The organism is Olsenella sp. HMSC062G07 (assembly GCF_001811895.1).
GTDB lineage: Bacteria > Actinomycetota > Coriobacteriia > Coriobacteriales > Atopobiaceae > Olsenella_F > Olsenella_F massiliensis.
This window is the reverse complement of the sequence record NZ_KV806944.1, coordinates 147,176-171,208: the sequence shown is the minus strand read 5'-3', so window position 1 is coordinate 171,208 and position 24,033 is coordinate 147,176. Positions and strand designations below refer to the sequence as shown.

At 61.1% G+C, this 24,033-nt stretch carries 24 protein-coding genes; 6 read left to right on the top strand and 18 right to left on the bottom strand.

Translation table 11 applies throughout. The features are described from left to right. Positions 1-15: 15 nt before the first annotated feature. The 4 genes from rpsG to HMPREF2826_RS01450 form a co-directional block, all read right to left on the bottom strand. Entirely contained in the window at positions 16-486 is a 471-nt protein-coding gene (rpsG, locus tag HMPREF2826_RS01465; protein WP_058271061.1) for a 30S ribosomal protein S7, read from the bottom strand. 47 nt (positions 487-533) lie between these two features. Then, the gene (gene rpsL, locus HMPREF2826_RS01460) at positions 534-908 is read right to left on the bottom strand and encodes a 30S ribosomal protein S12 (protein WP_058271060.1); all 375 of its coding nucleotides are present in this window, start codon (positions 906-908) and stop codon (positions 534-536) included. A 383-nt stretch (positions 909-1,291) separates the two neighbouring features. Then, on the bottom strand, positions 1,292-1,630 hold the full coding sequence (locus tag HMPREF2826_RS01455; RefSeq protein WP_058271059.1) for an ArsR/SmtB family transcription factor: 339 nt from the start codon (positions 1,628-1,630) through the stop codon (positions 1,292-1,294). A 77-nt stretch (positions 1,631-1,707) separates the two neighbouring features. Then, entirely contained in the window at positions 1,708-2,988 is a 1,281-nt protein-coding gene (locus HMPREF2826_RS01450; RefSeq protein WP_070638563.1) for an O-acetylhomoserine aminocarboxypropyltransferase/cysteine synthase family protein, read from the bottom strand. A 115-nt stretch (positions 2,989-3,103) separates the two neighbouring features. Between HMPREF2826_RS01450 and HMPREF2826_RS01445 the strand changes: the two genes are divergently transcribed. Next, the gene (locus tag HMPREF2826_RS01445; protein WP_070638560.1) at positions 3,104-3,988 is read left to right on the top strand and encodes a DegV family protein; all 885 of its coding nucleotides are present in this window, start codon (positions 3,104-3,106) and stop codon (positions 3,986-3,988) included. Between the two features lie 10 nt (positions 3,989-3,998). Here HMPREF2826_RS01445 and murI read toward each other — a convergent pair whose 3' ends face one another. The 3 genes from murI to HMPREF2826_RS01430 form a co-directional block, all read right to left on the bottom strand. After that, a complete protein-coding gene (gene murI / locus HMPREF2826_RS01440) occupies positions 3,999-4,793 on the bottom strand; it encodes a glutamate racemase (RefSeq protein ID WP_070638557.1) in 795 nt (264 codons plus the stop codon). A gap of 128 nt (positions 4,794-4,921) precedes the next feature. Beyond that, positions 4,922-6,592 carry an amino acid ABC transporter ATP-binding/permease protein gene (locus tag HMPREF2826_RS01435; protein ID WP_246824639.1) on the bottom strand — a complete coding sequence of 557 codons (1,671 nt, stop codon included), beginning with the start codon at positions 6,590-6,592 and terminating at the stop codon, positions 4,922-4,924. Next, a complete protein-coding gene (locus tag HMPREF2826_RS01430; RefSeq protein ID WP_070638554.1) occupies positions 6,576-8,384 on the bottom strand; it encodes an ABC transporter ATP-binding protein/permease in 1,809 nt (602 codons plus the stop codon). Before HMPREF2826_RS01430 ends, HMPREF2826_RS01435 begins: the two co-directional genes overlap by 17 nt. 160 nt (positions 8,385-8,544) lie before the next feature. Here HMPREF2826_RS01430 and HMPREF2826_RS01425 point away from each other — a divergent pair, with 160 nt between their 5' ends. The 5 genes from HMPREF2826_RS01425 to HMPREF2826_RS09535 all read left to right on the top strand — a co-directional run bounded on the left by HMPREF2826_RS01425 (position 8,545) and on the right by HMPREF2826_RS09535 (position 10,648). After that, complete coding sequence (locus HMPREF2826_RS01425) at positions 8,545-8,973, top strand: FKBP-type peptidyl-prolyl cis-trans isomerase (RefSeq protein ID WP_070638551.1); 429 nt, start codon at positions 8,545-8,547, stop codon at positions 8,971-8,973. 96 nt (positions 8,974-9,069) lie between these two features. After that, positions 9,070-9,510: an aminoacyl-tRNA hydrolase gene (locus HMPREF2826_RS01420; protein ID WP_070638548.1), complete on the top strand. Its 441-nt coding sequence runs from the start codon at positions 9,070-9,072 to the stop codon at positions 9,508-9,510. Positions 9,511-9,544: 34 nt separating this feature from the next. Further along, the gene (locus HMPREF2826_RS01415) at positions 9,545-10,081 is read left to right on the top strand and encodes a ribonuclease domain-containing protein (RefSeq protein WP_083307169.1); all 537 of its coding nucleotides are present in this window, start codon (positions 9,545-9,547) and stop codon (positions 10,079-10,081) included. Between the two features lie 15 nt (positions 10,082-10,096). Then, the gene (locus HMPREF2826_RS01410; protein ID WP_070638545.1) at positions 10,097-10,402 is read left to right on the top strand and encodes a barstar family protein; all 306 of its coding nucleotides are present in this window, start codon (positions 10,097-10,099) and stop codon (positions 10,400-10,402) included. Positions 10,403-10,441: 39 nt separating this feature from the next. Continuing rightward, positions 10,442-10,648: a hypothetical protein gene (locus HMPREF2826_RS09535; protein ID WP_070638542.1), complete on the top strand. Its 207-nt coding sequence runs from the start codon at positions 10,442-10,444 to the stop codon at positions 10,646-10,648. Between the two features lie 437 nt (positions 10,649-11,085). Here HMPREF2826_RS09535 and HMPREF2826_RS01400 read toward each other — a convergent pair whose 3' ends face one another. From HMPREF2826_RS01400 to HMPREF2826_RS01355, 11 genes are all read right to left on the bottom strand, one after another. After that, complete coding sequence (locus HMPREF2826_RS01400) at positions 11,086-13,017, bottom strand: C69 family dipeptidase (RefSeq protein ID WP_070638539.1); 1,932 nt, start codon at positions 13,015-13,017, stop codon at positions 11,086-11,088. 631 nt (positions 13,018-13,648) lie between these two features. After that, on the bottom strand, positions 13,649-15,058 hold the full coding sequence (gene asnS, locus HMPREF2826_RS01395) for an asparagine--tRNA ligase (RefSeq protein WP_070638536.1): 1,410 nt from the start codon (positions 15,056-15,058) through the stop codon (positions 13,649-13,651). 186 nt (positions 15,059-15,244) lie between these two features. After that, entirely contained in the window at positions 15,245-16,132 is an 888-nt protein-coding gene (locus tag HMPREF2826_RS01390) for a class II fructose-bisphosphate aldolase (protein WP_070638533.1), read from the bottom strand. A gap of 32 nt (positions 16,133-16,164) precedes the next feature. After that, positions 16,165-16,854: a ribulose-phosphate 3-epimerase gene (locus HMPREF2826_RS08965; protein ID WP_082630045.1), complete on the bottom strand. Its 690-nt coding sequence runs from the start codon at positions 16,852-16,854 to the stop codon at positions 16,165-16,167. A 73-nt stretch (positions 16,855-16,927) separates the two neighbouring features. Further along, a complete protein-coding gene (locus HMPREF2826_RS01385) occupies positions 16,928-17,737 on the bottom strand; it encodes a GntR family transcriptional regulator (protein WP_083307168.1) in 810 nt (269 codons plus the stop codon). A gap of 67 nt (positions 17,738-17,804) precedes the next feature. After that, a complete protein-coding gene (locus HMPREF2826_RS01380) occupies positions 17,805-18,851 on the bottom strand; it encodes a zinc-dependent alcohol dehydrogenase (protein WP_070638530.1) in 1,047 nt (348 codons plus the stop codon). 264 nt (positions 18,852-19,115) lie between these two features. Continuing rightward, positions 19,116-19,685: a hypothetical protein gene (locus HMPREF2826_RS01375; protein ID WP_148138295.1), complete on the bottom strand. Its 570-nt coding sequence runs from the start codon at positions 19,683-19,685 to the stop codon at positions 19,116-19,118. Positions 19,686-19,892: 207 nt separating this feature from the next. Then, positions 19,893-20,732, bottom strand: coding sequence for a class II aldolase (locus HMPREF2826_RS01370; protein ID WP_058271285.1), 840 nt, complete (start codon positions 20,730-20,732; stop codon positions 19,893-19,895). Between the two features lie 89 nt (positions 20,733-20,821). Further along, entirely contained in the window at positions 20,822-21,415 is a 594-nt protein-coding gene (locus tag HMPREF2826_RS01365; protein ID WP_070638523.1) for a DUF4428 domain-containing protein, read from the bottom strand. Further along, entirely contained in the window at positions 21,412-22,911 is a 1,500-nt protein-coding gene (locus HMPREF2826_RS01360; RefSeq protein WP_070638520.1) for a xylulokinase, read from the bottom strand. The genes HMPREF2826_RS01365 and HMPREF2826_RS01360 overlap by 4 nt, the downstream gene beginning before the upstream one ends. Continuing rightward, the gene (locus HMPREF2826_RS01355; RefSeq protein ID WP_070638517.1) at positions 22,908-23,960 is read right to left on the bottom strand and encodes a zinc-dependent alcohol dehydrogenase; all 1,053 of its coding nucleotides are present in this window, start codon (positions 23,958-23,960) and stop codon (positions 22,908-22,910) included. Before HMPREF2826_RS01355 ends, HMPREF2826_RS01360 begins: the two co-directional genes overlap by 4 nt. Positions 23,961-24,033: the final 73 nt, after the last annotated feature.

The window sequence follows — 24,033 nt, the reverse complement described above, 5'->3', positions numbered from 1 at the left end:
TCTCTCCCTCAGGGGTTAGAAGCGGTAGTGAGAGAACGCGCGGTTGGCCTCAGCCATCTTGAAGAGGTCCTCGCGACGCTTCACGGACGCGCCGACGCCGTTGGAGGCGTCCACGATCTCGTTCGCGAGGCGCTCGGCCATGGTCTTCTCCTTGCGTGCGCGCGAGAAGTTGACCATCCAGCGGATGGCGAGGGTGGTGGCACGACGGGAGTTGACCTCCATGGGCACCTGGTAGGTGGCGCCGCCGACGCGCTTGGGCTTGACCTCGAGGGTCGGGCGGACGTTGTCCATGGCCTTCTTGAAGACGGCCAGGGGGTCCTGCTCGGTCTTCTGCTGAACCATGTCAAAGGCACCGTAGACGATGCGCTCGGCGGTGGCCTTCTTGCCGTCGAGAAGGACCTTGTTGATGAGCTGGGTCACGAGACGGTTGTTGTAGACGGCGTCGGGAGTGACCTCACGACGACTTGCTGCTGCACGACGCGGCATGTGTATCTCCTCAGAAAACTGGTTGCAGTGTCAGATGGGACGCGGGGCTACTCCTTGGGGCGCTTGGCGCCGTAGCGGGAGCGGGCCTTCTTGCGGTCCTGGACAGCAGCGCAGTCGTAGGCGCCGCGGACGATCTTGTAACGCACGCCAGGCAGGTCGCGGACGCGGCCGCCGCGGATGAGCACGATGGAGTGCTCCTGGAGGTTGTGTCCCTCGCCCGGAATGTAGGCCGTGACCTCGATGCCGTTGACGAGGCGCACGCGGGCGACCTTGCGCAGCGCCGAGTTGGGCTTCTTGGGCGTGGTCGTGAAGACGCGCGTGCACACGCCGCGCTTCTGCGGGTTGTGCTGCAGCGCTGCGTTCTTGGACTTGGCCTGGTGAGACACGCGGCCCTGGCGGACGAGCTGGTTGATGGTAGGCAAAGCTTCTCTCCTTAGGTGAGATCGAACGGGGTGTGGTGCGCGAGCACCTATGCATCGAGGAGAGCGCAGCACCGCTCTCCGGGATCGTCGTGACGGCATGCCCGCGACCGCCGCCCAAAACCCAGCCCGGGGGTTCGCGAGGACGGACATACGGCGAGCAGTACCGCAGAATACGCCGTCACGGGGGTCATGTCAAAATACCACGGCCCCGGGCGTATCCTTAATCGGACGCATCTTCATGAGAAGCACACAGTCAGAGCTGCGCCGCCCTGCCCGAGCCGGACGTGAGGCGTCGGCGCGAGACCTGGTACCGCGGCGCTCCCGGGTGCCATGGCGCTCCTGGGTGCCATGGCGCTCCTGGGTGCCGCGACGCGACGAGCGCGTCACTCGGCAGGAGGCCTCAGGTCCTCGGCGGCATGCGAGAGCCCGATGGCGACGAGGTCCACCACATGCTCGTCCAAGAGCGAGTAGTAGACCCTCTGCCCGTCACGGCGCGACGAGACGAGGCCGCGGTCCCTCAAGAGCCGTAGCTGGTGAGAGACGGCCGACTGTGACACGTGGCAGACCTCCTGGAGGTCGGTGACGCTCTTCTCCCCCCCGACGAGGCCGCCCAGGATCTGGAAGCGGGTGAAGTCCGACAGCGCGTCAAAGATCTGCGTGGCGTCGTACACCACGTCGTCGTCCGCCAGGTAGCACGCCAGCTCCTCGTCGGTGATGCCCATACGCCCGCCCTTCCCCCTGTCGCAGATGTCCTCGACCCATGACGGGCCGCGCGTGGCGCGCGGCGCCGTTTTGGTGGCTAGATGGCGTCCAGCGCCTGACGCACGTCGGCAAGGAGGTCCTCGGTGCCCTCGATGCCGCAGGACAGGCGCACCATGCCCGCGCCGATGCCGGCGTGGGCCAGCTCCTCGTCAGTCATCTGGCGATGCGTGGAGCTGGCCGGGTGCAGGCAGCAGGACCGCGCGTCCGCCACATGGGTCTCGATGGCAAAGATCTTAAGCGCCGCCATGAAGCGCTCGGCGGCGGGGCGGCCCCCCGCAAGCTCGCAGCTCACGACGCCGCAGGACCCCCCGGGAAGGTACTTCTGGGCGAGCTCGAAGGACGGGTCGCCCGGCAGGCTCGGGTAGTTGACCCGCGCCACCTCCCCGCTGCCCTCAAGGAGCTCCGCCAGCGCGCGGCCGTTCGCGCAGTGCCGGGCCATGCGCACGTGCAGGGACTCCAGGCCGAGGTTCAGCAAGAACGCGTTCTGGGGGCTCTGGATGGACCCGAAGTCACGCATGAGCTGCGTCGTCGCCTTGGTGATGAAGGCCCCCTGCCTGCCAAAGCGCTCTGCGTAGACGACGCCATGGTAGGAGTCGTCGGGACGGGTGAGGCCGGGAAAGGCGTCGGCGTGCGCCATCCAGTCGAACCTACCTGCGTCGACGATCGCTCCGCCGACCGCGGCACCGTGGCCGTCCATGTACTTGGTGGTGGAATGGGTCACGATGTCCGCCCCCCACTCGATGGGACGGCAGTTGACCGGCGTGGGGAAGGTGTTGTCCACGATCAGGGGGACGCCATGGTCGTGGGCGGCGCGGGCGAACTTCTCGACGTCGAGGACCGTGAGCGCAGGGTTGGCGAGGGTCTCGCCGAACACGCACTTCGTGGTGGGCCTAAACGCCGCGTCGAGCTCCTCGGGCGTGCAGAAGGGCGAGACGAAGCTGCACTCGATGCCCATCTTGCGCAGCGTGTGGGCCAGCAGGTTGAAGGTTCCGCCGTAGATGGTGGAGCTTGCCACCACGTGGTCGCCGCATGCGGCGAGGTTGAATACGGCGAAGAAGTTTGCGGCCTGCCCGGAGCTGGTGAGCATGGCGGCGCAGCCGCCCTCGAGCGAGGCGATCTTGGCGGCCACGTGGTCGTTGGTGGGATTCTGCAGACGGGTGTAGAAGTAGCCGCTGTCCTCAAGGTCAAAGAGGCGTCCCATGGCGTCCGAGCTGTCGTACTTGAAGGTGGTGGACTGGACGATGGGCACCTGTCGGGGCTCGCCGTTCGTCGGGACATACCCTGCCTGCACGCAGCGCGTATCGATGCTACACGTCATGAAGCGCCTCCCATGTGGCCGATGGCAACATACCGGCGCCTGCGGCGGCCAAGATGGCGCGGCGCCGTTGCCTTAGTATAGTATCCGAGAGGACGAGGACCCTTGAGGAGGACGCATGTCGGACGTTGCCATCACCTGCTGCTCCACCGTTGACCTGTCGCATGAGTGGCTCGAGAGGATCGGCGTCGGCTGCCTGCCCTTTAACTACTATCTTGACGGGGTCCCCTGCAAGGACGACTTTGGCAGGACCCACTCCCCCAGGGAGCTCTACGAGCGCATGCGCGCCGGGGCCGTCGTCAAGACCTCCCAGGTCAGCGTGGGCGGCTACCTTGAGCACTGGCGACCCCTCCTCAAGGCGGGCCGCGACGTCCTGCACGTCTCGCTGTCCTCGGGCATATCGGGAACCTACTCGTCCGCCTGCACGGCCCAGGATCAGCTCAGAGCCGAGTTTCCCGACCGCACGGTCCACGTGGTCGACTCCCTGTGCGCCTCCTCCGGCTACGGCCTGCTCGTGGACAAGCTGGCCGAGCTCAGAGACGGAGGCATGGACGTCGACGAGCTGCACGGATGGGCGCTGGCGCATCGCCTTGACGTGCAGCACTGGTTCTTCTCGTCGGACCTCACGTTCTTCGTGCGGGGCGGGCGCATCTCCAAGGCGGCGGGCGCCGTGGGGGGCCTGCTCAAGATCTGTCCCGTGATGAACGTGCCCGATGACGGCACCCTGGCCGTCAAGGAGAAGATCCGCACCAAGGGCAGGGCCGAGCGGCGCGTCCTTGAGCTGATGGAGCAGCTCGCCCAGGGCGGGGCCGACTACGCCGAGAAGGTCTTCATCTGCCACTCCGAGTGCCTGAGTGACGCCCAGGACCTCGGCGCGATGGTCACGAGGTCCTTCCCCGCGCTGCGCGGCGAGGTGGAGTACTTTGACATCGGGGCCACCATCGGCTGCCACACCGGCCCCGGAACCGTGGCGCTCTTCTACTGGGGCACCAGGCGGCTGTAGGCCCCGACGCCTAGGCGCAGGACGCGTCCGGGTCCAGCGGCATCGCAAAGAACTCCTGATAGCGCTCGAGGACTCCCGGCTCATGAAGGGTCGAGAGGAAGGTCACGCTCCCCTGCTGTCGATCGTCGGCAAACAGGTCGCGCTCGTCCAGCAGCGAGGCGAGCCGCCGGGCCGTTCCTGCGGCACCGTCAAAGAAGGGAACGTCGCCCACGACGGCGCGAATCTGACGCGCCACGAAGGGATAGTGGGTGCAGCCCAGGACCACGGAGTCGACCTTCCCGCGGTAGGCGCCCACCAGCTCCGTCAGCAGGTCCTGAAGGTCCGGGGCGTCAAGGTCTCCCTGCTCGATGCGATGGGCCAGGCCCACGCACGGGACGGCCACCACGTTCGAGTCTGAGCCGTACGCACGCGCGAGGCGCTGGAACTTGTCGAGGGCCAGCGTCACCTGCGTGGCCATGACCAGGATGCTGTCGTGGGGCACCCGCTCCGTCGCGGGCTTCAGGGCGGGCTCGACGCCGACGAAGGTCAGGTCGTCAAACTCGTCGCGCAGCCGGGCCAGCGCCACGCTCGTGGCGGTGTTGCAGGCGATGACGACGGCCTTGGCGCCGCAGGAGGCCAGGCGCCGCACGATGTCGCGGGAGTACCCGAGTATCTGCTCGCTCGACTTGCTCCCATAGGGGTTGTGCGCCCCGTCGCCCACGTAGACGAAGTCCTCGTGGGGAAGCTGGTCCACGAGGCGGCGCAGCACGCTGATGCCGCCGATCCCGGAGTCAAAGACCCCTACGAAGCCGCGCTTGTCCGCCATGGCACCAACCCCCTCCCGGCATGTCCCCACACAGGCCCATGATCGTCATGTCACGTGCACAGCATACCCGTTTGCAGGCGGGGACCTGCGAAGGCCCCACACCGCGCCGCGCCGGGTCGCCGTCCCTCTCAGCTCATCCTGCCCCGGTCCATGGAGAGGCTCGCGTCCGCCACGGCCATGGTGCTCGCGCGGTGGCTCACCACCAGCACCGTGCGCCTGCCGCGCTGCTCGTCGAGGCTGCGCAGGATCACGCCCTCGTTGAGCGCGTCGAGGTTGCTCGTGGGCTCGTCCAGGATGAGGAAGGGGGCGTCGTGGAGAAACGCGCGCGCCAGCCCCAGGCGCTGGCGCTCCCCGCCCGAGAGCGTGTCGCCCAGCTCGCCGACGGGCGTGTCGTAGCCCCGCGGCAGGCTCATGATGAAGTCGTGCACCGAGGCGGCGCGACAGGCCTCCTCGAGCTGTCCTTGGCTGGCGTCCGGTCGCGCGATGAGCAGGTTGTCTTTGATGCTGCCGTGAAAGAGGTAGGTGTCCTGCTCGACGAGGGACTCAAGCTCCCTCAGGCGGTCGGTGCGAATGGTGTCGATGCGCTGGGCGCTGATGGACACCTGGCCGCGGGTGACGTCCCAGAAGCGCATCAGGAGTCGGCAGAGCGTTGACTTGCCCGAGCCGCTCGCACCCGTGATTCCCACGATGCCGCCCACGGGCACGCTCAGCGACACGTTGTCAAGGACCCGCTCCTCGTCGTAGGCAAAGCTCACGTTCTTCATGGCGGCGCCCTCAAACGCTATGTCGTCACCCTCCAGGACCTCCTCGACCTGAGGCTCCTCGTCCAACAGGTCGATGACGCGGCGGGCGGAGGCGAGGGTGCCCTGAAGGCCGCCGCCCAGGTTGGCCAGGGCGATGACCGGGCCAAACGAGCTGAGCTGGAGCACGGTGGCGAGGACGGCCGAGGGAGCGTCGATGGACGAGGCGCCCCACAGCGCCGCCCCCACGACGAGCGTGGTCAAAGACAAAACCGTGACGAGGGCCTGGGTGACGGCCGCGCCCGTCGAGGCGCCCGCAGCAAGCCGTCGCTGGGTCTGCGCAAGGCCCTCGGACCTCTCGTCCAGGCCGTCCAGGCGCGTCGCCGCGGCGCCAAACTGCAGCACCTCGGCAAGGCCGCGCAGACCGTCGAGCACGTAGGTTGACAGGGCGGCCGCCTGGGTTCGCGAGGCAACGCCGGCAGGGGCGCAGGCGCGCGAGACGGCCAGGGGCACCGCGACGCCCACCAGCAGGTAGCCCACGGCAGCCACCACGCCCAGCTGCCAGGCGAGGCCTCCTATGAGGCGCACCATGACGGCGCAGGTGAGCGTCGCGATGCCGACCGGCGAGACGGTGTGGGCAAAGAACACCTCCAGAAGCTCTATGTCCGCGGTGACCGTCGAGATGATGCTGCCCTTGTCCGCCCCCGCGAGCTTGGCGGGGCTCAGGCGTCGCAGACTGGCAAAGACCTGGCTGCGCACCTGGGCCAGGAGCTTGAACGCGATGTAGTGGTTGCAGGTCTGCTCAAGGTAGTGCAGCACCCCGCGCAGGACGCCCAGGCCCGCCAGGACGGCCGCGCAGGCGCCTGGCGAGAGCGCGGGCCACGCGCCTGCCGTCACCCCCGCAAGCGAGAGGGCCTCGGCCACCGCGAGGACGGGGATGAGGATGGCACAGCAATGGCCCGCCACGCCGCAGATGACGGACAGGGCCATCACGCCCGCCAGCGGGCGCGTCAGCCCCAACAGGCGCCACATGATCCAGGCGTTACTCCGCGTCCGCATCACCGGCCTCCTCAGGGTCAATCGGGCCTGCGGGCCCGAAGGCGACGCGCCCCGCGCGAGCGCGCGGCGTGAAGTTCTCGAGCGCCCGCTGGGCCTCCCACAGGGCACGATAGTCGTCACTGTCCGCCAGCAGCCGCTCATGGCTGCCCGCGCCCACCACCCGGCCGCCGTCAAGCACGTGGACCTCGCGAGCCCTCGTCACGTTGGACAGGCGGTGGCTGATGAGGACGATCGCCTTGTAGCGCGCGACGGAGCGCACCGCCGCCATGATGGCTTCCTCGCTTTCGACGTCGATGTTGCTCGTCGCCTCGTCGAGGATGTAGACGGGAGAGTTGCGCAGAAGCGCCCGCGCCAGGGCCAGGCGCTGGCGCTGACCTCCCGAGAGGCTCTCGCCCTGAGCCTCGACGACGGTGTCGAGGCCCTCGCGACCGCGCAGGTACCCGTCAAGCCGCACGCCCGCCAGGACCTGCCACAGGTCGTCGTCGGGCGCGTCAGGGTCGCCCATGAGCAGGTTGTCGCGCACCGTGCCGGCAAAGAGGTAGCTTGAGCTGGGCACCAGGGTCACATAGCGCGCAAGGCTCTGCGCACGGTAGTCCGACAGGGGCCGGCCGCCCAGCAGCACCGTGCCTCCCGTGGGCGCGACCGCGCCTCTAAGCAGGGACGCGATGGTGGACTTGCCCGACCCCGAGGCGCCGACGAGGGCGGTGAGCCCCACGGACGGCACGTCGATGGACACGTCGTGAAGGACCTCCCGCTCGCCGTCCCACGAGAAGTCCACGTGGCTCATGCGCAGATGGTCCCCCGGCGCGGGGTCGGCGGTGCCGCCACCTGACGGCTCGGGGAGGTCGAGCAGCGCAAACATGGCGTCGGCGGCGGCCAGTCCGTTCATGGCCACGTGGAAGTGGGAGCCCAGCGCGCGCAGGGGCAAAAAGAAGTCGGCCGACAGCAGCGCCACCAGAAGCGCGCCAAAGAGGCTGACGGAGCCCGCGGAGAGGAGGCCGAGCGCCACGGCGATGCCCAGGGCGGCGCCGCCCAGGGCCATGACGTCCATGACGATGATGGAGTTGAGCTGCATGCGCAGCACCCTCATCGTCACGACCCTGAAGCGCTCGGACTCGGCGTCCATCGCCTCATGGCGCGCCGCGTCGGCCTGGTAGATCTTGAGCGTCGTGAGGCCCTGGAGATTCTCGAGGAAGGAGTCGCCCAGCGTGACGTACTCGTCCCAGTATGCGCCGAGCAGGCGACGGGCGACCTTCTGCGTGGCCATGATGGCCAGGGGAATGAGCGGCACGCACGCAAGCAGCGTGAGCGCCGCCGGCCAGGTCGCGCCCTCCAGGGCCACCAGCGCCACGACGAGCGTGGGGGGCGCCACGAGCGAGAAGGCGAGCTGGGGAAGATACTTGCCGAAGTAGGCCTCAAGCTGCTCGCAGCCCTCGACGGCAAGCTGCACGACCTTGGCCGTGGACACCTGGGCGTCGTAGCCCGGCCCCACAACCAGAAGCTTCTCGTACAGACGATGCCTGAGGGTGCGCTTGGCCTCGCGCGAGGCGGCCCATCCCTCCGCCGAGGCGCGCTTGACGGCAAGCACCCTGAGGGGCAGGGCCGCCAGGCCCGCAGCAAGCGCCAGCGGCACGAAGGCAGCCCCGGCGCCGCAGGAAAGGTCGGCCAACGCACGGGCGAGGGCCCCGGCCAGCACGACGTCCGACACCAGGCCCAGCCAGCTCGCGCCCGCCGCGAGCAGGACGTGTCGCAGCGCGTCGGGCGCCAGGTCAAAGAGTCTCTTTCGTATCATCGCCTCACCGCGTCACCCCTCGCTTGCCCCCCGTGACGAGGCAAGGCATAATCGTTGTGCCACAAAGCGTAACAAACGGCCGCGTTCGTGGGTCTCGCGCACCCTCCCGAGCCACGCGCCCATCACGCCGGCCGCAGCAACGGGACAGGAGAGCTTTAGCATGAGCAACGAAGGCAAGAAGGTCAAGGTCCACTACACCGGCACGCTCGACGACGGCACCAAGTTCGACTCGTCGCTCGACCGAGGCGAACCCCTGGCGTTCACCTGCATGGCCGGGCAGATGATTCCCGGCTTTGACCGCGCGGTCAGGGACATGGCCGTCGGTGACACCGTCACGATTCGCCTGGAGCCCCAGGACGCCTATGGCGAGCGGCGCGAGGAGCTCGTGCAGGAGGTCCCGATGTCCGAGGTCCCCGAGAACCTGCGCGGGGTCACGGTGGGCACGCAGCTGATGCTGCGCTCGCCCCAGGGCGCCCCTTTGCCCGCCCGCGTCAGCAGGGTGACGCCGACGACGCTGCACCTTGACCTCAACCACGAGATGGCCGGCAAGGCGCTCAACTTCACGATCGAGCTGCTCGAGGCCAAGTAGGGTCATCCGTCGCGACGCGGACGGAGACGGGCCCGGCCGCCGCAGGCGCGGGGCCGCGCCCGGCAATACGTCGCACGAGCGTTTGGGGGAGGAAGCATGGGCGTCTCGTCCTACAAGGCCAAGCAGATGATCGTCATGCGGCGGGACCTCAGGATGCGCAAGGGAAAGATTGCCGCCCAGGCCGGTCATGCCTGCGTCGAGGCGGTGCTCCTCGCCCTGGTGAAGGAGGGGCGCCAGGGTCAGCTGCGCGCGAGCGACGACGGTGGGCGGGCCTACCTGGCCGACGACACGTGCCGGCACACCGCGCTCTATGACTGGTTTGACGCGGGCGTCGCCAAGGTCTGCGTGTACGTCGACTCCGAGGAGGAGCTCCTGGCTTTGGCGGACGAGGGTCGCAGGCGCGGACTTGTCGTCGCGCTCGTACGCGACGCGGGGCTGACCGAGTTCCATGGCGAGCCCACCTACACCTGTCTGGCGTTTGAGCCCCTGCGCGCAGAGGACATAGACCCCCTCACCAAGGACCTGCCGCTGTACTAGCGAGCAGGCGGGCCAAGATGCCTATACTGGCCCTATGAACACCAGGTCGGACAAGCTCTCGCAGGCGCTCTCGGTCCTCGCGACGATCATCGTCGTCGCGGCCGCCATCGCGGGCCCTCGTGCGATGGCGTGGAGGGCCACCCTGGGCGGCGGGACGGACGTGCGGGCCGCCGCAGGAGATTCTCCCCGCGCCACGACGACCCCGACCCCGCCCGACGCGGGCATCGTCGTTCGCGAAGACGGCAGCTACACCTCCAAGGACGAGGTGGCGGCCTACGTCCATGAGTTTGGGCGCCTGCCGCGCAACTTCGTCACCAAGACCAAGGCGAGGGAGCGCGGCTGGGACAACGCCAAAGGCAACCTCGACGAAGTCTGCCCCGGGATGTCCATCGGCGGCGGGTGCTACCACAACGACGACGGCGCGCTTCCCGACGCCACGGGGCGCAGGTGGACCGAGTGCGACATCGACTACCACGGCGGCCGTCGGGGCGCCCGGCGCCTCGTGTTCTCCGACGACGGGCTCATCTACTACACCGCCGACCACTACCGGACCTTCGAGCGCCTGTACTAGCGCAGGGGAGCTGCCATGACCCGAAGTCAGCGCCTTGTCATAGACGAGAGGGACGTTTCCGACGCCGCCTCTCTGCACGCCTACCTCGCCCGACGCCTGGGCTTCCCGATCTACTACGGGGCGAACCTCTCGGCGCTCGCTGACTGCCTCGGCGACGTCGTGACGCCCACTCACATCATCGTCCTGCGCAGGAGGCCTCCTGCGTCCGAGCCCCGCTGGCTCGACGACGTCTGTCGCGTCCTTTTGAGGGCCGCTCGCGACAACGCGGCCCTCGCCGTCACGGTCGTGGGCGACGAGGGCTCAGACCCGACGCTCTCATAGCGGCGCGGGGGCGAGCTATCCGGGCACGGGCATGATGATGTGCTGGACCGCGTTGCCGAAGGCCTCGAGGTCGCCCGAGAGAAGCGTGTCAAGCAGAAAGAGCCCGTGCCTCCCACCAAGGCGAGCATGGGGTCGATGCGGCCGCCTGACGGCAGCAGGTGCAGGATGCCCGCAAAGAGGATGATCATGAGGATGCCCGACCAGAAGACGGTGATGGAGAGGCCCAAAGGGACGGGAATGGCCTGAAGCAGGCGCCTGGCCACGTATTTCAGCACGTCTCTTCCTCCGTTCCAAAGCATGTCGCAGGGATGGAAGGTGGCTCTGCCGACGCACGCCCCGCGGGAGCCGCCCCGTACTGAAGGAGGTTCTCGTAGATCTTGACCATGACGTTGGCGGACTCGCCGTCATCGACGAGCGCGGGATCGAGGCCGCGGGGATCGGAGGCCTGGGCGAAGGTGACGGTGTAGTCACCCGACGCGCCGGACCCCGAGGAGGAGCCGGCGCGCTGGCTGCCGCAGCCCGCGAGCGCAAAGGCGCTGGTGGAGCTTACCGCCGTCGGCGCCCCGACGTCATGCGGACGTCCCTGGACCCCTTGCGAGGCCCGGGGACGCTGACGTGCCCGAGGGGATGACTCCTGTTGGCGCCCGCGCGCATCAAGGGCCAGGCCCCCTTGCGCCGGGAGGCTAGCTCCTCTTGTTGCGCCTGCCCATCCCGACCACAAAGAGCGCAAAGGCGCCCAGGAAGCCCAGGAGCGAAACGTTGCCCGCAGAGAGGCCGGTGCTTGCGGGGACCTCAGCCTCGGGCTGGTAGGAGGCGACGGCCTTGGCGACGACGTCCTCGTCGGTGACGGGAAGCTTCACGTCGGCAGCGGCCTTCTGGGCGTCGAAGTCCTTGACGGCGGAGGCGTAGGCGAACGGCGTCGCGAGCGTGCCGTCATCCTTGAGGTCGGACGCCTTGAACGGCGTGGACGCGTCACCCTTCCCAAGGTAGCTGCGCACCTCGCCCAACAGCGCGTTCACCTTGGCATAGGTCTCGTTCGAGACGACCCTGTGCGCCTCGTCGGCGAGGGCGTTGCGGGCGGGGCCGTCAGCGGTGGCCTGCATCTGCGCATCCACCTCCTGCTGCTGGGCGATGACCTCCTTCTGCAGCGCGTCCAGGTAGGCATGAACCCCGTCGGCCACGGACTCGCGGTTGTTGTAGGCCAGAGTGTTGAGGTCCATGACGGCGTAGTCCAGGTACGTGGTGCCGCTGTCCTGCATGGCCGTCGCCTCGTTGGCGTCGATCAGGGTCGGGTCGTAGACCTTCTTGCCGCTCTCGTCCTTCTTGTACTCGGTGATCTCGCCGATGTGGCTCACGTCAAAGTTCGCCTCGGACGGATACAGGCTCTCGTCCACCTTGGTCAGCAGCGCGGAGTAGCTCGGCACGAAGACGCTGAACTCGCTGCGGGACAGGGCCTCCCACTGCACGGTGGCTATGTCGGCGTCAAGCCCCCGGCGCACCTGGAAGACGTGCGTCTCGGTGGTGCGGTTGTTGCCGATGGCATAGAGGTCGGCGTTCTTGTTGGCGTCCACGTCGGTGCCCTCGCCGCGGGCGGCATAGGCCCTCAGCACCGTGAAGGTGTCCGACTTGGAGGCGGGAGTAAAGGTGAGGTCGGAGCTGGTGAGGCTCGTGACCTGGCCCTTGTCGTCGGTGGTGTAGTCCGTGCCCGCCACCTTGGCGTCGCCAAAGTAGTCATGGCCCTGGACGTAGCGGGTGTTCTGTCCCGCCTCCTGCGCCTCGGAGGTTGAGCCGTAGGAGCCGGCGACGTCCATCGCGCCGTCCCTCTCCACGTAGGACCCGGCCTTCTTGGCCGTCTCGACGATGCCAGCCGAATGCAGGCAGGTCTCGGCGTCGTCCAGGTTTGCGTCGAACTTGAGGTTGTCCATGTTGGGATTGAGCGAGACGACGTCGGGCGTCATCTTGACGGCGCACCACTCGTGACCCGACAGCTGCATGAAGATCCAGGTCTCCTTGGCGTCGCCGATCACGATCTGGTTGGCGTCCTGCGTGCCCTTCTCGTCAATGACCTTGCCGAGAAGCTCCACGCCCTCGCGGGCTGTGGAAGCCTGCGACAGAACGAGGTCGGCGATGGAGTACTCGCCGATTCCCGTGTCCACCCTGGGGTCCACCGCGTCGATCTTGTCGTTCATGTTGGTGGTCAGCGTCGAGGAGACGCTCACGCCCTTCTCGTTGGTGCCCGCCTCAGAGTACGCCTTGGCGGCGACGTCGCCCTCAAGCGTCCAGTTGTCCGGCGTGTCACGGACATAGGTGTAGCGGAAGGTGGGTCCCTCTATCTTGTACTGGAAGCTCTCCGACGGGTCCACGCCGTTCTCGTATGACTGGAGGGTCTTGCCCTGCGTGGTCGCCGGCTCAATGCCAAAGGCCTTGCCATAGCGATTGGCAAAGTCCTCCGACCTGCCCCAGTAGGTGTCGCCGTCCGCCGACTGTGCGCTGCCCACGTAGATCTGCGTGCAGGCGAGCGCCACCGACGGGCTTGTCGCCAGGGCGAGCGACAGCCCCGCCGTTATCAGGACCTGGGGAATCTTGGAAAACCTCACGTGCGAATGCTTCAGCATGCGACCCTCCGCTTCTTGTGATGGGACGGTCCCGCGCCGACCGGCGCTGCGCGCTGCGCCACCTGGCGCGTGGCCCGACCGCCAGCCTGTAATGAACCCTCGCAGCAAGCGTAGCCAAGCGCCATACGGACAGCGCCGGCCTTATGATGCGGTTTCGCGAGCGTGCAGAAATTGACGATGAGTGGATTAGCTCGGTCTAGATATCCAATGTATCTATCTCAATGTATGAGGTTGTATCCTTTGTTTAACAGGATGATTTAAATATTACTTCAAAGCATTATATTGAATATTTATAGTAGTTATGCTGCTAATCATCGTGCCACGCCTCCGCGCATGCTCCCCACGTCCGGGCGCATCGTCCCATGCTCGGGCGTGTCATCCCATGCTCGCGAGCGTCACCCCACGCCTGCGAGCATGCTTGAAATTATCAATGACCAAGTCAGGCCGATTTGGTCATTGATAAGACGTTTTCCCAGGATGCAAATAATTAATGCTCAGCGTGGGCCTTCTCCGGTCATTAATAATCTCAGAGTTCCCTCTAATAGTTTCCGAGTTTTCTCCAGGGGTCCGGGCAAATCGCAGGCTGCAAGCTATACCATCCGACAGCCCCCTAGAAAGTTCCGACGATTCCCTAGAACTCGGCGTTGCCGACGGTGCGTGGATGCGGCAGAACGTCACGGATGTTGTCGACGCCGGTAAGGTACATGACGAGGCGCTCAAAGCCCAGGCCAAAGCCTGCATGACGGCAGCCGCCGAAGCGCCGAAGGTCGCGATAGTAGCGGTACTGGTCAAGGTCGAGCCCCAGATCGCGCATGCGACTCTCCAGCACGTCCAGACGCTCCTCGCGCTGAGAGCCGCCGATGATCTCGCCGATGCCGGGCACGAGGCAGTCAGCGGCGGCAACCGTCTTGCCGTCGTCGTTGAGGCGCATGTAGAAGGCCTTGATGGCGGAGGGGTAGTCCGTCACAAAAACGGGGCATCCAAAATGCCGCTCGGTGAGGTAGCGCTCGTGCTCGGTCTGCAAGTCGACGCCCCAGCTTACCGGGAACTCAAACGTGGTGCCGGACGCCTGCGCCGCCTTGAGAATGGAGACGGCCTCGGTGTAGCTGACGCGGGCAAAGTCGCTCGTGGCAACGTGCCTCAGACGGTCGAGCAGGCCCTTGTCGACAAACCTGGAAAAGAACGCGAGCTCGTCGGCACAGCTGCTCATGACGTGGTTGAGAACGTACTTCAGCATGACCTCTGCGACGTCCATGTCACCCGCCAGGTCGCAGAATGCCATCTCGGGTTCGACCATCCAGAATTCCGCCGCATGACGCCGCGTGTTGGAGTCCTCGGCGCGGAAGGTGGGGCCAAAGGTATAGACGTCCCCAAACGCAAGGGCAAAGTTCTCGGCCTGCAGCTGGCCCGAAACGGTAAGGTTGGTGGGCCTGCCAAAGAAGTCCTGCGACCAGTCGATGTTGCCGTCCTCGGTGCGTGGAGGGTTCTCGACGTCGAGCGTGGTGACGCGGAACATCTCGCCGGCGCCCTCGGCGTCCGACGAGGTGATGATGGGCGTGTTGACGTAGACGAAGCCACGCTCCTGGAAGAAGCGGTGAATGGCGAAGGCCGCCTCGCTGCGCACGCGAAACACGGCCCGGAAGAGGTTGGTGCGGCTCCGCAGGTGCTGCTGGGTACGCAGGAACTCGCGCGTGGCCCGCTTCTTCTGCATGGGATAGTCCGGTGCGGACGCCCCCTCTACCGCGAGCTCCGTCGCCTGGAGCTCAAAGGGCTGCGGGCGGTCGGGCGTGAGGGCAAGCTCGCCCGTGACGACGAGCGCCGAACCAACGCCCTGAGAGACGATGTGGTTGTAGGTCTCACCGCCAAGGCGGTCCCGGTTAAGGACCACCTGCAGGTCCTTGAAGCAGCTGCCGTCGTTGAGCGTGACGAAGGCGAAGTTCTTCATGTCGCGCGTTGAGCGGACCCAGCCGGCGACGGTGAGCGTCGATCCGCCCAGCGTCTCCTTGTCCGCATAGAGCCTCGCGATTCTCGTACGATCCATCTGCTGCCCTCCAGTCAGTTTGCCGCCAGGTCACGTGGGGCTTCTCCCTCAAAACATGCACACGATAGCCTAACGGCAGCCAAATCGCAGCGCGCTGCCCCGAATGTACCGGGACAGCGGCAATCGACAGAGACGTTCAATGTACTCTTGCTGTAGGGGCAAGGAGCTAGACGGCCGTGGTGTTGGTTACGCCATCGGCGAGGCTCCGTTGGCAAAGACCGTCACGACATGCTCAAACGTATCCCTCAGGGTATCGTAGGCGGTGCGAGTCATATCGTGCCAGTACACCACTGCGCCTGGCTTTGCGCTGCGGCGCCTGTCAGCAAGCGCGCAGACTGCCTCCCCCGCATACTTTGCGCCATAGGTGTAGTAGTTTATCTTGCGAATGCCAGCGTCGATGGCACGCGCATAATCTTCGTCTGAGACTCCCGATCCCCCATGCATCACCAGGGGAACCTTGGCAAGGGCACGAATGTCCGAAAGAACATCGAAGTTGAGGTGAGGCTCTCCCTTGTAGATGCCATGCACGGTGCCAAATGAGCACGCGAGAATGTCAAGACCGGTAACCTTGACAAACTCAGCAGCTTGATCTGGATTGGTGTATACGGCACCAGACTCCTCGACCGTGCCACCCTCATCCTTCTCGCCCGCTTCGCGGCTACCCATCGAGCCAATCTCACACTCGAGACCCGCTTGATAGTCCCTGCAGAGCGATGCCATACGGCAGGATCGCTCGACATTGGTTTCATATGGCAGGGCGGAGCCGTCGAACATTACGCCCGTGAACCCCATGTCCAGCGCACGCACCGCATAGGAGAGGTCCTCGCAGTGGTCGAGATGGACACAGACAAGTGCGCTTGAACGCTCTGCCAGAGCTATCATGGTAGGGCCAATGTCCTTGAGGGGAGCAAGGTGCTGATGCCCTTGAGCATGTTGGATAATGATGGGGTGGCCTGTTTGCTCGGCAACATCGAGCGCAGCTCGCACTGATTCAAAACTTGCAACGTTTATGGCAGCAATTGCCATATTATTCTGTTCAGCAATACTACATATATCCCTCAAATTTACTAACATACCCTGCTCCAATCTCTTCTCGATAGACCTCGTTATTTCGCACTAACCGTTCCGGAAACACGCGCAAAATACTCTGGATATTTTTTTAGGAATCTGCTCGGACTGCCGTGGATGAGCGACGAGCTACCCACAACTAGCCCAGAAGCCCCAATACCAACCATGCGGGCGGCATGTTCGGCAGTTGTGTTCCCATCCACAATCACTTCCATCGGCAACTCCGACTCCCACGCAAGACGAACCACCCTAGCAAGCTTCTCAAAATGATTCGGCACAATCTTCTGCCCGGCAAAACCCGGATTAACAGCCATTACCAGCACGAAATCCAACACTCCGAAGCACTCACGAAGATAGTCGATAGGCACTCCAGGACTAATGGCAAGGCCTGCGTGAACGCCTCTCTTGGCCAGCCGCTGTAGCGTCTGGTAGGGCTGATTGCAAACCTCGGGATGGAAGCTACATCTATCACCTTGGCACAAAGGAAAAAAATCAATGCACTGCTCAGGGTTTTGTACGGCAAGATGCAGGTCAATGGGAAGGCTGGTGTGCCTCCTCACGTCTTTGAAGTCATCAACCCCCAAACAGATAGTCGGAGAATAGTGCCCGTCTGTCACGTCAAAGTGAATCGCCTCAACATGCGCTTGCTCGAAGGCACGCAGGTAGTTGACACGTTTTCCAGGATCGCAGCAGGCAAGCGACGGGAAAATCATCACGTTTGCGGACACTTTGGACCTCTTAATCTAGTACGTTTTCAGCCACGAGCCTATGGTCTCAACCCGCGTTCGCGGACGCCACTTCCTATCCTTCAGTGTTGATGTCGAATATCTTATCCAGGTTCTTTGCAAACCCATTATCACAAATTGCCATTTGTACCTCAAAAATGTATGCCAGCGACCTCGTTACAGAGTATTCGATTATCGAAGAAGAGGAGTCGTAGGTGGTAGCGTAGGTTACGGCAACAGGACTGCCAGGCTCGATGCCCAGGTGGGCCGAGTCATAATCATCTGCTTTTACGATCTTTATTTTCTTTAATGCATAGGCAGGTACTATCCCATACTCCTCAAGCACACGGTAAAGGGACACATCTTCAGCAAAATCTCTTTTAATCAAGTCAGGGCACAGATGCAGCGGGATGACGCAGCTTGCAATCTGATACAGCTCCCCGTTGATGTATCTCAAACGCTCTAGCGAAAAAATCTTTTCCCCTGGCTTGATTCCAAGGCGCTCAGCAATATTCGCATCAGCTTCCCTGATATCTTGCACGAGAACTTTTGAGGTGGGTATTCCGCCCTGAGAAACCACTTGATCAAAGAAGGAAATCTGTCTGTTACTCAAGGCAAAAGACCTGTCAGAGGAGTGAACTTCGGCACCCTTGCTAAAGGACCCCACTCCATGAACGTTATGCACTACTCCATCGCGGCTGAGTAGATCCTTGGCTTTTCTTACCGTCGTCCGGCTGACTCCGTATCGTTCGCTCAGCTCTCTTTCGCCGGGAAGAGGGGTATTCGCAGGAGTGCTAGAAAAAAGCGACTCAAGTTCGTTCTTGAGTGATACATACAAAGGAATGCCTTTGTCTTTTTTCAGCCGGAGTTTCGTGGACGTTGACAAGGTTGCATACTCTCTCTGCTTCAGGTCTCATGGTTGCAGCCATTACATCCTGTTGAATCTATCGCACCTAAAAGGTGATAACCACCCTGAATTTGTCTCCCTTGCAGGCAGACTCGAAGGCCGCCTTGGCCTCCTCCACAGGATAGCTTTCACTCACGAACGGCTCGACAGAAATTACTCCCTCGGAGAGCAGACGAGTCGCCCTCACAAAATCACCCTGGCTTGAGTTGGCTACCCCAATAAATTGCAGGTTATGTCCATGCAGGGTATTTGGGCTAAAGGGAACTGGGGTATCCGGGTGGAAGGAGCTATAAAACACAAGCTTGCCCATATTTGCCAGGCATGAGGCCGCATCGGCCACGACGCTGGTAAGGGGGGTGGTGTCAATCACCACATCACACATTTCACCCCTCGTGATTTCGAAGATTCGATCGTGCAGGTTACTCTTTGAGGGATTAATGGCAAACTTGGCCCCAAGAGAAAGGGCAAGGTCTGTCCGCTGCTCATTCATGTCAGACACGATAACCATTGCACCCCTCTTTGCCGCAAGAAGGGCATTAAGTTGTCCCATGATTCCGCATCCGATTACGAGCACAACATCGCCAAAATGGATATCCGCAGTTTCGATTGAGCGCACCACACAGGACACTGGCTCAGCGATTGCCGCCTGAGTGGGTGGGATGCCATCATACTTGAAACAGCTTGATACGTTTACCGGATAATGTGAGCTCAACCCACCCATTCCATGGTAAGGAAGCCCTGGAAGATGCTTGCTGTGGTCAAAGTTCTTGCACGCATTTTGGTTACCGGATTTGCACTGGGCACAGCTGTTGCACGCAAGCTGCACACCACATACAACCGAGTCTCCGACATGCCACATTTTCTCGTCAACCCCGGGACCAATCTCTTGGACCACTCCAGCGATCTCGTGGCCGCCGATAAACGGGTACTCAACCTTGTTGATGCCCTTGTAAACCCGCTGCTCCCAGGTGCAAATGGCACATGCGTTGACGCGAACCAGAATTTGCCCATAGCCTACGGGTGGAACTTCGTACTCCTCAACCCGAAGGTCCTCGACACCATGAAATACGACTGTCTTCATTTTCTCTGGCATGCTCTCTCCTTCGCACGTCATAAACACCTGCTGGACACTTGCTCTGCTACTGACTAAAAAGCTGAGAACTTTGTCACGCTCAAGACAACACGAGTATAAATTGGTCTGATTATAATACAAGTGGTCTTTTTTTCTGGTATTATTCTATGATGCCATCTCTCTTTTATTATTAAAAAAGCACATCACCCTCTATCCATACAAAACCGGTTAGGAAACTGCGTGGCTTCCTTTTTCTGCAAAGAGTTTGCTCGTTGTAACGAGCTTTCACTCTGCAGAACGTCCGAATCGATTGTTCTCTCTGAGCTTTCTTCCGAGCTTGCCCTTGGTTGAAGCCGCAGTATGCTCAAGCTGCATCCTTGACAAGGACTTGTCATAGAAATACTTGTCAAGCAGCTGGACGACCCCAAACGAGTTCATCGTTTTTATTGTGATGCTGACGTTCTTTTTCTCATCCATCGGATCGCTGAACACAATTTGGATGCCAGCCGCCCTGCCAATCGGAGAGTTCCAATATGCGACCTTGTCACGGGGTATTACACATATTGAGCTTGGGTTTTTCCATTTATGGCAGATTATTACGTCCGGATATAGCGTCATAACAGGATCGTTGCTCGTTACAAATGTCAGGACTATCAGGAGTGCAAGCAGGATAAGATTGACCACAATAAAACCTGGCCCAGTCCAGATAAAGAAACCAATTGCCAGCGCGCCAAGAATAAAGAAGCTCCAAGGCCTGTTGCGGACCGATTTGATGGGCTTTCCATTCGCCATGACATCATTAACATCCCAGATATACATGTCACGAGAGTCTATCGGCTTAAATACCTCAGCCATATAGTCTCCAGGCGTAGCCTGACTCGATAAGATGCCCATTGAGACGCTCCAGCTCCCTCGTGCCTACTACCCCTTCGCGTCAGCTTGCTATCACTTTGCGTTATGTAATGTGCAGACACACATATCACGCAAAATTCGAATCTAGCAGCACCGATCCTTCGTCCCTAAGCTCGGAATGGTAGTGGCCTTCTGTCGAAAAAATTGCCCTTACTCCATGCCATTGATAGCAAGCAAGGTCTTGTAAGCAACCTCGGTTACGGCCGAGCGTGCCTCAAGAAGCACCTTGGCAAGATTGTGCTCCATAGCATTTGCCTCATACGCTTTGCCGACAGAGCTGATAAAGGCGCGGCGAAGATCGCTGGCGATGTTAATCTTAACCATGTTGTACTTTTTCATAGCAAAGATTGTCGAGTACTCGATCCCAGATCCACCATGGAGAACAAGCGGGCAGGGGCTAACTGCGGATATCTTCTCCAAGAGGGGCAGATCGATTTTTGGGGTGTCCTCAAGACCGTGGACATTTCCGACGGAAACTGCAAGAAGATCGCAGCCGCTCCCCTCAACGAACTCTTTCACCTGGCTGGGATCAGTCTTCAAATCCGCCTCGGATACGTGGTCGTCTTCTTTGCCCTTAATTGCCCCAAGCTCTGCCTCTACCGGCACGCCCTTGCAGTGACAGTAGTCGACCGCGCGTCGCGAGAACAGGATATTCTCTTCAAAGGGCAGCGCCGCTCCATCAATCATTACCGATGTGAAGCCCGCATTCACAGCATTTCTGACATCATCAATCGTCTTGCCATGATCAAGATGGAGCGCAAAGGGGACGCTATAGCTTTTGTCCGCCATATGCACAATAGTAGAGATGTACTCATATCCCGACAGCCTCACGTTTGTTGGCGCGATTTGAATAATTCCCGGCATTCCGGCGCGCTCAAATGCGTCCATGATTGCCAGTGTCATTTCAAGGTTGGTCGTATTAAATGCCGGCAGAAGAACATCGTTCTTTTTTGCGATTGTCACGAGTTCGTTCATATCTACCAAAGCCATAGCGTCCTCCATTTTCAACAACGCGCTTGTAATCTCATGCTCTTTTTTGCGCTACGGCGCTGCTCGTCCGATGGAGCCGAATGCGCGGCCTAAGACTCCTTGCCAATGCAGTACTGATTGACCATATCCACACACCTTTTTGCCAAATCAAACGTGTGTCTGAAGGCAAAGCTCTTTACTCTAGTCTTGTTTTTCAAGAAGCAAATGACATGGGAGGCCTTGGGACGACGGGTCTTGATTTCCACCGAGAGCGAGGAGATGGTGGTTCCTTTGGCGATTCCCTCTCCACGCATCTGACTTTGAGTCAGGCGGGGAGTTGTAACGATTGAGCAGGCGTACACATCCGCCCACTTAATGTACTCTGGAGCAGAAAGTCCCTCTTTATCGCCTGCTATCAATCCGATCAAGCGATTGTTGGGCAGGCAAATCAATTCGCGTCGCTCGTCAATCTGAAGGTAGTTGGCGACGCGCTTCGTCGGCAAGAAATTCACATCGCTCTCGAGTTGGCTCTTGCGCCTGTCGTAAGCAGCCATCACCTCATCGAATGTTTTCTCCGCAATAGTCGTTGTGTAGCTCTCGGAAGCGAGCTTATAGCAGTCCTTGCAAATTACCCCAGTGCTATATTTAAACTTCCTAAAACCGAGCTTCTTTCCACATATATCGCAGGTAGCTTTCTCTCTCAAGAACTCACCTCGCTTCGATCCCCAAGGACAAGCTTGATTGCATCATGAACACGCAAAAACTTTGAATAGACCGATTCGTAGTGCCTCAAAAGCCCCTCGTTGGGATGAAACTGCTGCATTGTATCGACGGGAAGGTTACGCTGCACGAGCGATGAATTGCCCCTCAAGGCGCTCAGAGCAAGGAGTGCAGCCCCAAACGAGGCACTTGCGTATGATTCAGATCGTACCGTTGTCACGTTGAGGACGCTCGACAGGACGCGCATCCATGTGTCGCTCTTTGAGCCGCCTCCGATTACCTTGAGGGCGTCAAAGTCAGTCAAGGAAACCTGCATCTCCTCAGCGAGCTGACATACCCCGAACGCAACTCCCTCCATGACAGCCAACGTCATTTGAGCTCTCGTTACGTCGCTGGTCAGGCCGATAAATGCCCCGGTGAGGGAGGCGTCTCCATAGATTGTCTTTTCCCCGGAAATATGGGGATAGTAGATGAGAGGTTTTCTCGTTGGAGATTGTTCGAATTCAGCTGTAATCTCCGACTCCACCTCGTCAAAACTATCCCTCATCAGGATGGATTTGTTCCACCAACTGAAGCTCAAGCCACAGGCCTGAACGGTCCCCTGAACGAGATTGATTACGTCATTGCCCTGAAGTGAGACCTGAATGTTCTTCCCCTTGAATGCAGGGTCAAAATGGGGGCGTGTGAACATCAGGACACCCGAGGTGCCAAGTGACAATACGGGCAAGTTATTCTGCAGACAACCTGTTGCCAAGGCGGACGCCGGATTGTCTCCCGTACCGACAATGACGGGGATTCCTCGAGACAACCCCAGTGCCTTGGCATACTCGTCGTGTAGTGTCCCGGCAATCTCAGCACTACTCCTCACGTTCGGCAGGAGCGCACGCGAAAGGCCGAGAGCGTCAATCGCCGCATATGACCATTTTTTCTTTGAGAGATTGAATAGCGACGAAGTTGATGCCTCACAGTAGTCCGTCCCAAGATACGAGCCGGTCATCTGGTGGACAAGCCAATCCGGACCAATGAGGAACTTGTACAACCTGTGGTAATTCTCTGCCTCATTCTCTTTGAGCCAAAGAAGGTTCAGAGCGGGACTCCCGCAGGAAATGATTTGAGATAGATACTTCTCTCCGATGTCTTCGAGAGTCCTTCTGGCACGTCCGACCATATCCGAGGTCCTTGAGTCGTTCCACATGATTGCTGGACGGATACTGTTTCCACGCGCATCTAAAAAAACGGTGGTATGCATTTGACCGGTGACTCCGATGCAGGCAACATCAACGGGACCTCCCGACAGAAGCTCGCGCAGACCATCGAATGTCGCATCCCACCAGAGCGCTGGGTCAATCTCCTTCCATCCAGGATGGGGACGAGTGGGCTCATACTCTCGTTGGCACTCCTTCGCCAGCACGCCAGCATTGCTGACAAGCGCAAGCTTTACTGATGAGGTTCCTAGGTCTATGCCGACGACGTATTTCATTCCCACATACCAAACTTTACGATGACCTTATAAGTGTCGGGACGCATCGCCTCGTCGATGGCGGCCTGGAAGTCCGTGTAGTCAAACACCTTCTCAACCAGCGGCAAAGGGTCAATTATCTCCTTATCAATTAGTTGCACTGCTTGATAGAAGGAGTGCACGGTTGGGCTCTCTGCACCCGTAATCGTCTTTTGCTGAGCGTGCACGGCATTGATGGCAACCGGGATGGACTCATTGGGATGAATGGAGCTGAACAGGATGCAGGTCCCGCAGGGGGCCGTCATCTCGATGGCCTGACCGGCAATTTCCGGCAGCGCAACGGTATCAAAGACCACGTCCGCCCCACGTCCGCCCGTAAGGTCCTTAATGGTCTGAATCGGATTGACACTTGTGGGGTCAAAGGCATCACTTGCGCCGAGTTCAAGCGCCTTGTTCCTACGATCAGCCATTGGTTCGCTCAAAAACACCCGAGCACCACGACTGACTGCAAGCATCACGTGCAGCAGTCCCATTGTCCCGCCGCCCACGACGAGGACGTCTTGACCAAACTCGATGTTGGCTCGATTGACACTGTTGACAACGCACGCGAGTGGCTCCGTTAGAGCCATCCTCTCCCAGGAGTCTTGTTTCTCATACCCCACAAGATCCTTCGCATCTGCGGCGACGTACTGGGCAAACCCGCAATAGCCGGAAATTCCATCCTCATTGTGAAAAACCTTGGAGTGAGGGAAGTCCTCGCAGATGTTTTCATTGCCCGTTTTACAGAAGTAGCACTCCTTACAATCGTCAATGATGTAGTTGACGACCTTCTGCCCAACATGAAAGCGACTTGTGTTCACGCGGCTGCCCATGGAGTGAATCACTCCGACATACTCGTGACCGCCAATGCGCGGGTATGAGTAATCGCAGTCCCCAAGGTAGTCACGTATGTCATTGGTGCATATTCCAGCGGCCTTCACCTCAATGAGTACCTGATCACTTCCAATGGAAGGCATTTCGATTTCCTCGACCTTCACATTACCCGGAGCAATCATTAAACATGCCTTCATGTTGGAATGATCCTTTCTCAAGAGCGTGGCGTAGCGAGCCACCGGAGGTGACCCGTCACGCCACGAAGAGATT

What these genes read in the sequence shown, in the direction of transcription:
- HMPREF2826_RS01360 (WP_070638520.1), bottom strand. Translation starts at nt 22,911, where the DNA reads ATGAAATACGTCGTCGGCATAGACCTAGGAACCTCATCAGTAAAGCTT.
- rpsG (WP_058271061.1), bottom strand. Translation starts at nt 486, where the DNA reads ATGCCGCGTCGTGCAGCAGCAAGTCGTCGTGAGGTCACTCCCGACGCC.
- HMPREF2826_RS01380 (WP_070638530.1), bottom strand. Translation starts at nt 18,851, where the DNA reads ATGCCAGAGAAAATGAAGACAGTCGTATTTCATGGTGTCGAGGACCTT.
- HMPREF2826_RS01410 (WP_070638545.1), top strand. Translation starts at nt 10,097, where the DNA reads ATGACCCGAAGTCAGCGCCTTGTCATAGACGAGAGGGACGTTTCCGAC.
- asnS (WP_070638536.1), bottom strand. Translation starts at nt 15,058, where the DNA reads ATGGATCGTACGAGAATCGCGAGGCTCTATGCGGACAAGGAGACGCTG.
- HMPREF2826_RS01450 (WP_070638563.1), bottom strand. Translation starts at nt 2,988, where the DNA reads ATGACGTGTAGCATCGATACGCGCTGCGTGCAGGCAGGGTATGTCCCG.
- HMPREF2826_RS01420 (WP_070638548.1), top strand. Translation starts at nt 9,070, where the DNA reads ATGGGCGTCTCGTCCTACAAGGCCAAGCAGATGATCGTCATGCGGCGG.
- HMPREF2826_RS01390 (WP_070638533.1), bottom strand. Translation starts at nt 16,132, where the DNA reads ATGTTAGTAAATTTGAGGGATATATGTAGTATTGCTGAACAGAATAAT.
- HMPREF2826_RS01355 (WP_070638517.1), bottom strand. Translation starts at nt 23,960, where the DNA reads ATGAAGGCATGTTTAATGATTGCTCCGGGTAATGTGAAGGTCGAGGAA.
- HMPREF2826_RS01425 (WP_070638551.1), top strand. Translation starts at nt 8,545, where the DNA reads ATGAGCAACGAAGGCAAGAAGGTCAAGGTCCACTACACCGGCACGCTC.
- HMPREF2826_RS01370 (WP_058271285.1), bottom strand. Translation starts at nt 20,732, where the DNA reads ATGGCTTTGGTAGATATGAACGAACTCGTGACAATCGCAAAAAAGAAC.
- HMPREF2826_RS01415 (WP_083307169.1), top strand. Translation starts at nt 9,545, where the DNA reads ATGAACACCAGGTCGGACAAGCTCTCGCAGGCGCTCTCGGTCCTCGCG.
- HMPREF2826_RS01445 (WP_070638560.1), top strand. Translation starts at nt 3,104, where the DNA reads ATGTCGGACGTTGCCATCACCTGCTGCTCCACCGTTGACCTGTCGCAT.
- HMPREF2826_RS01455 (WP_058271059.1), bottom strand. Translation starts at nt 1,630, where the DNA reads ATGGGCATCACCGACGAGGAGCTGGCGTGCTACCTGGCGGACGACGAC.
- HMPREF2826_RS01430 (WP_070638554.1), bottom strand. Translation starts at nt 8,384, where the DNA reads ATGATACGAAAGAGACTCTTTGACCTGGCGCCCGACGCGCTGCGACAC.
- HMPREF2826_RS01400 (WP_070638539.1), bottom strand. Translation starts at nt 13,017, where the DNA reads ATGCTGAAGCATTCGCACGTGAGGTTTTCCAAGATTCCCCAGGTCCTG.
- murI (WP_070638557.1), bottom strand. Translation starts at nt 4,793, where the DNA reads ATGGCGGACAAGCGCGGCTTCGTAGGGGTCTTTGACTCCGGGATCGGC.
- HMPREF2826_RS01375 (WP_148138295.1), bottom strand. Translation starts at nt 19,685, where the DNA reads ATGGCTGAGGTATTTAAGCCGATAGACTCTCGTGACATGTATATCTGG.
- HMPREF2826_RS01435 (WP_246824639.1), bottom strand. Translation starts at nt 6,592, where the DNA reads ATGCGGACGCGGAGTAACGCCTGGATCATGTGGCGCCTGTTGGGGCTG.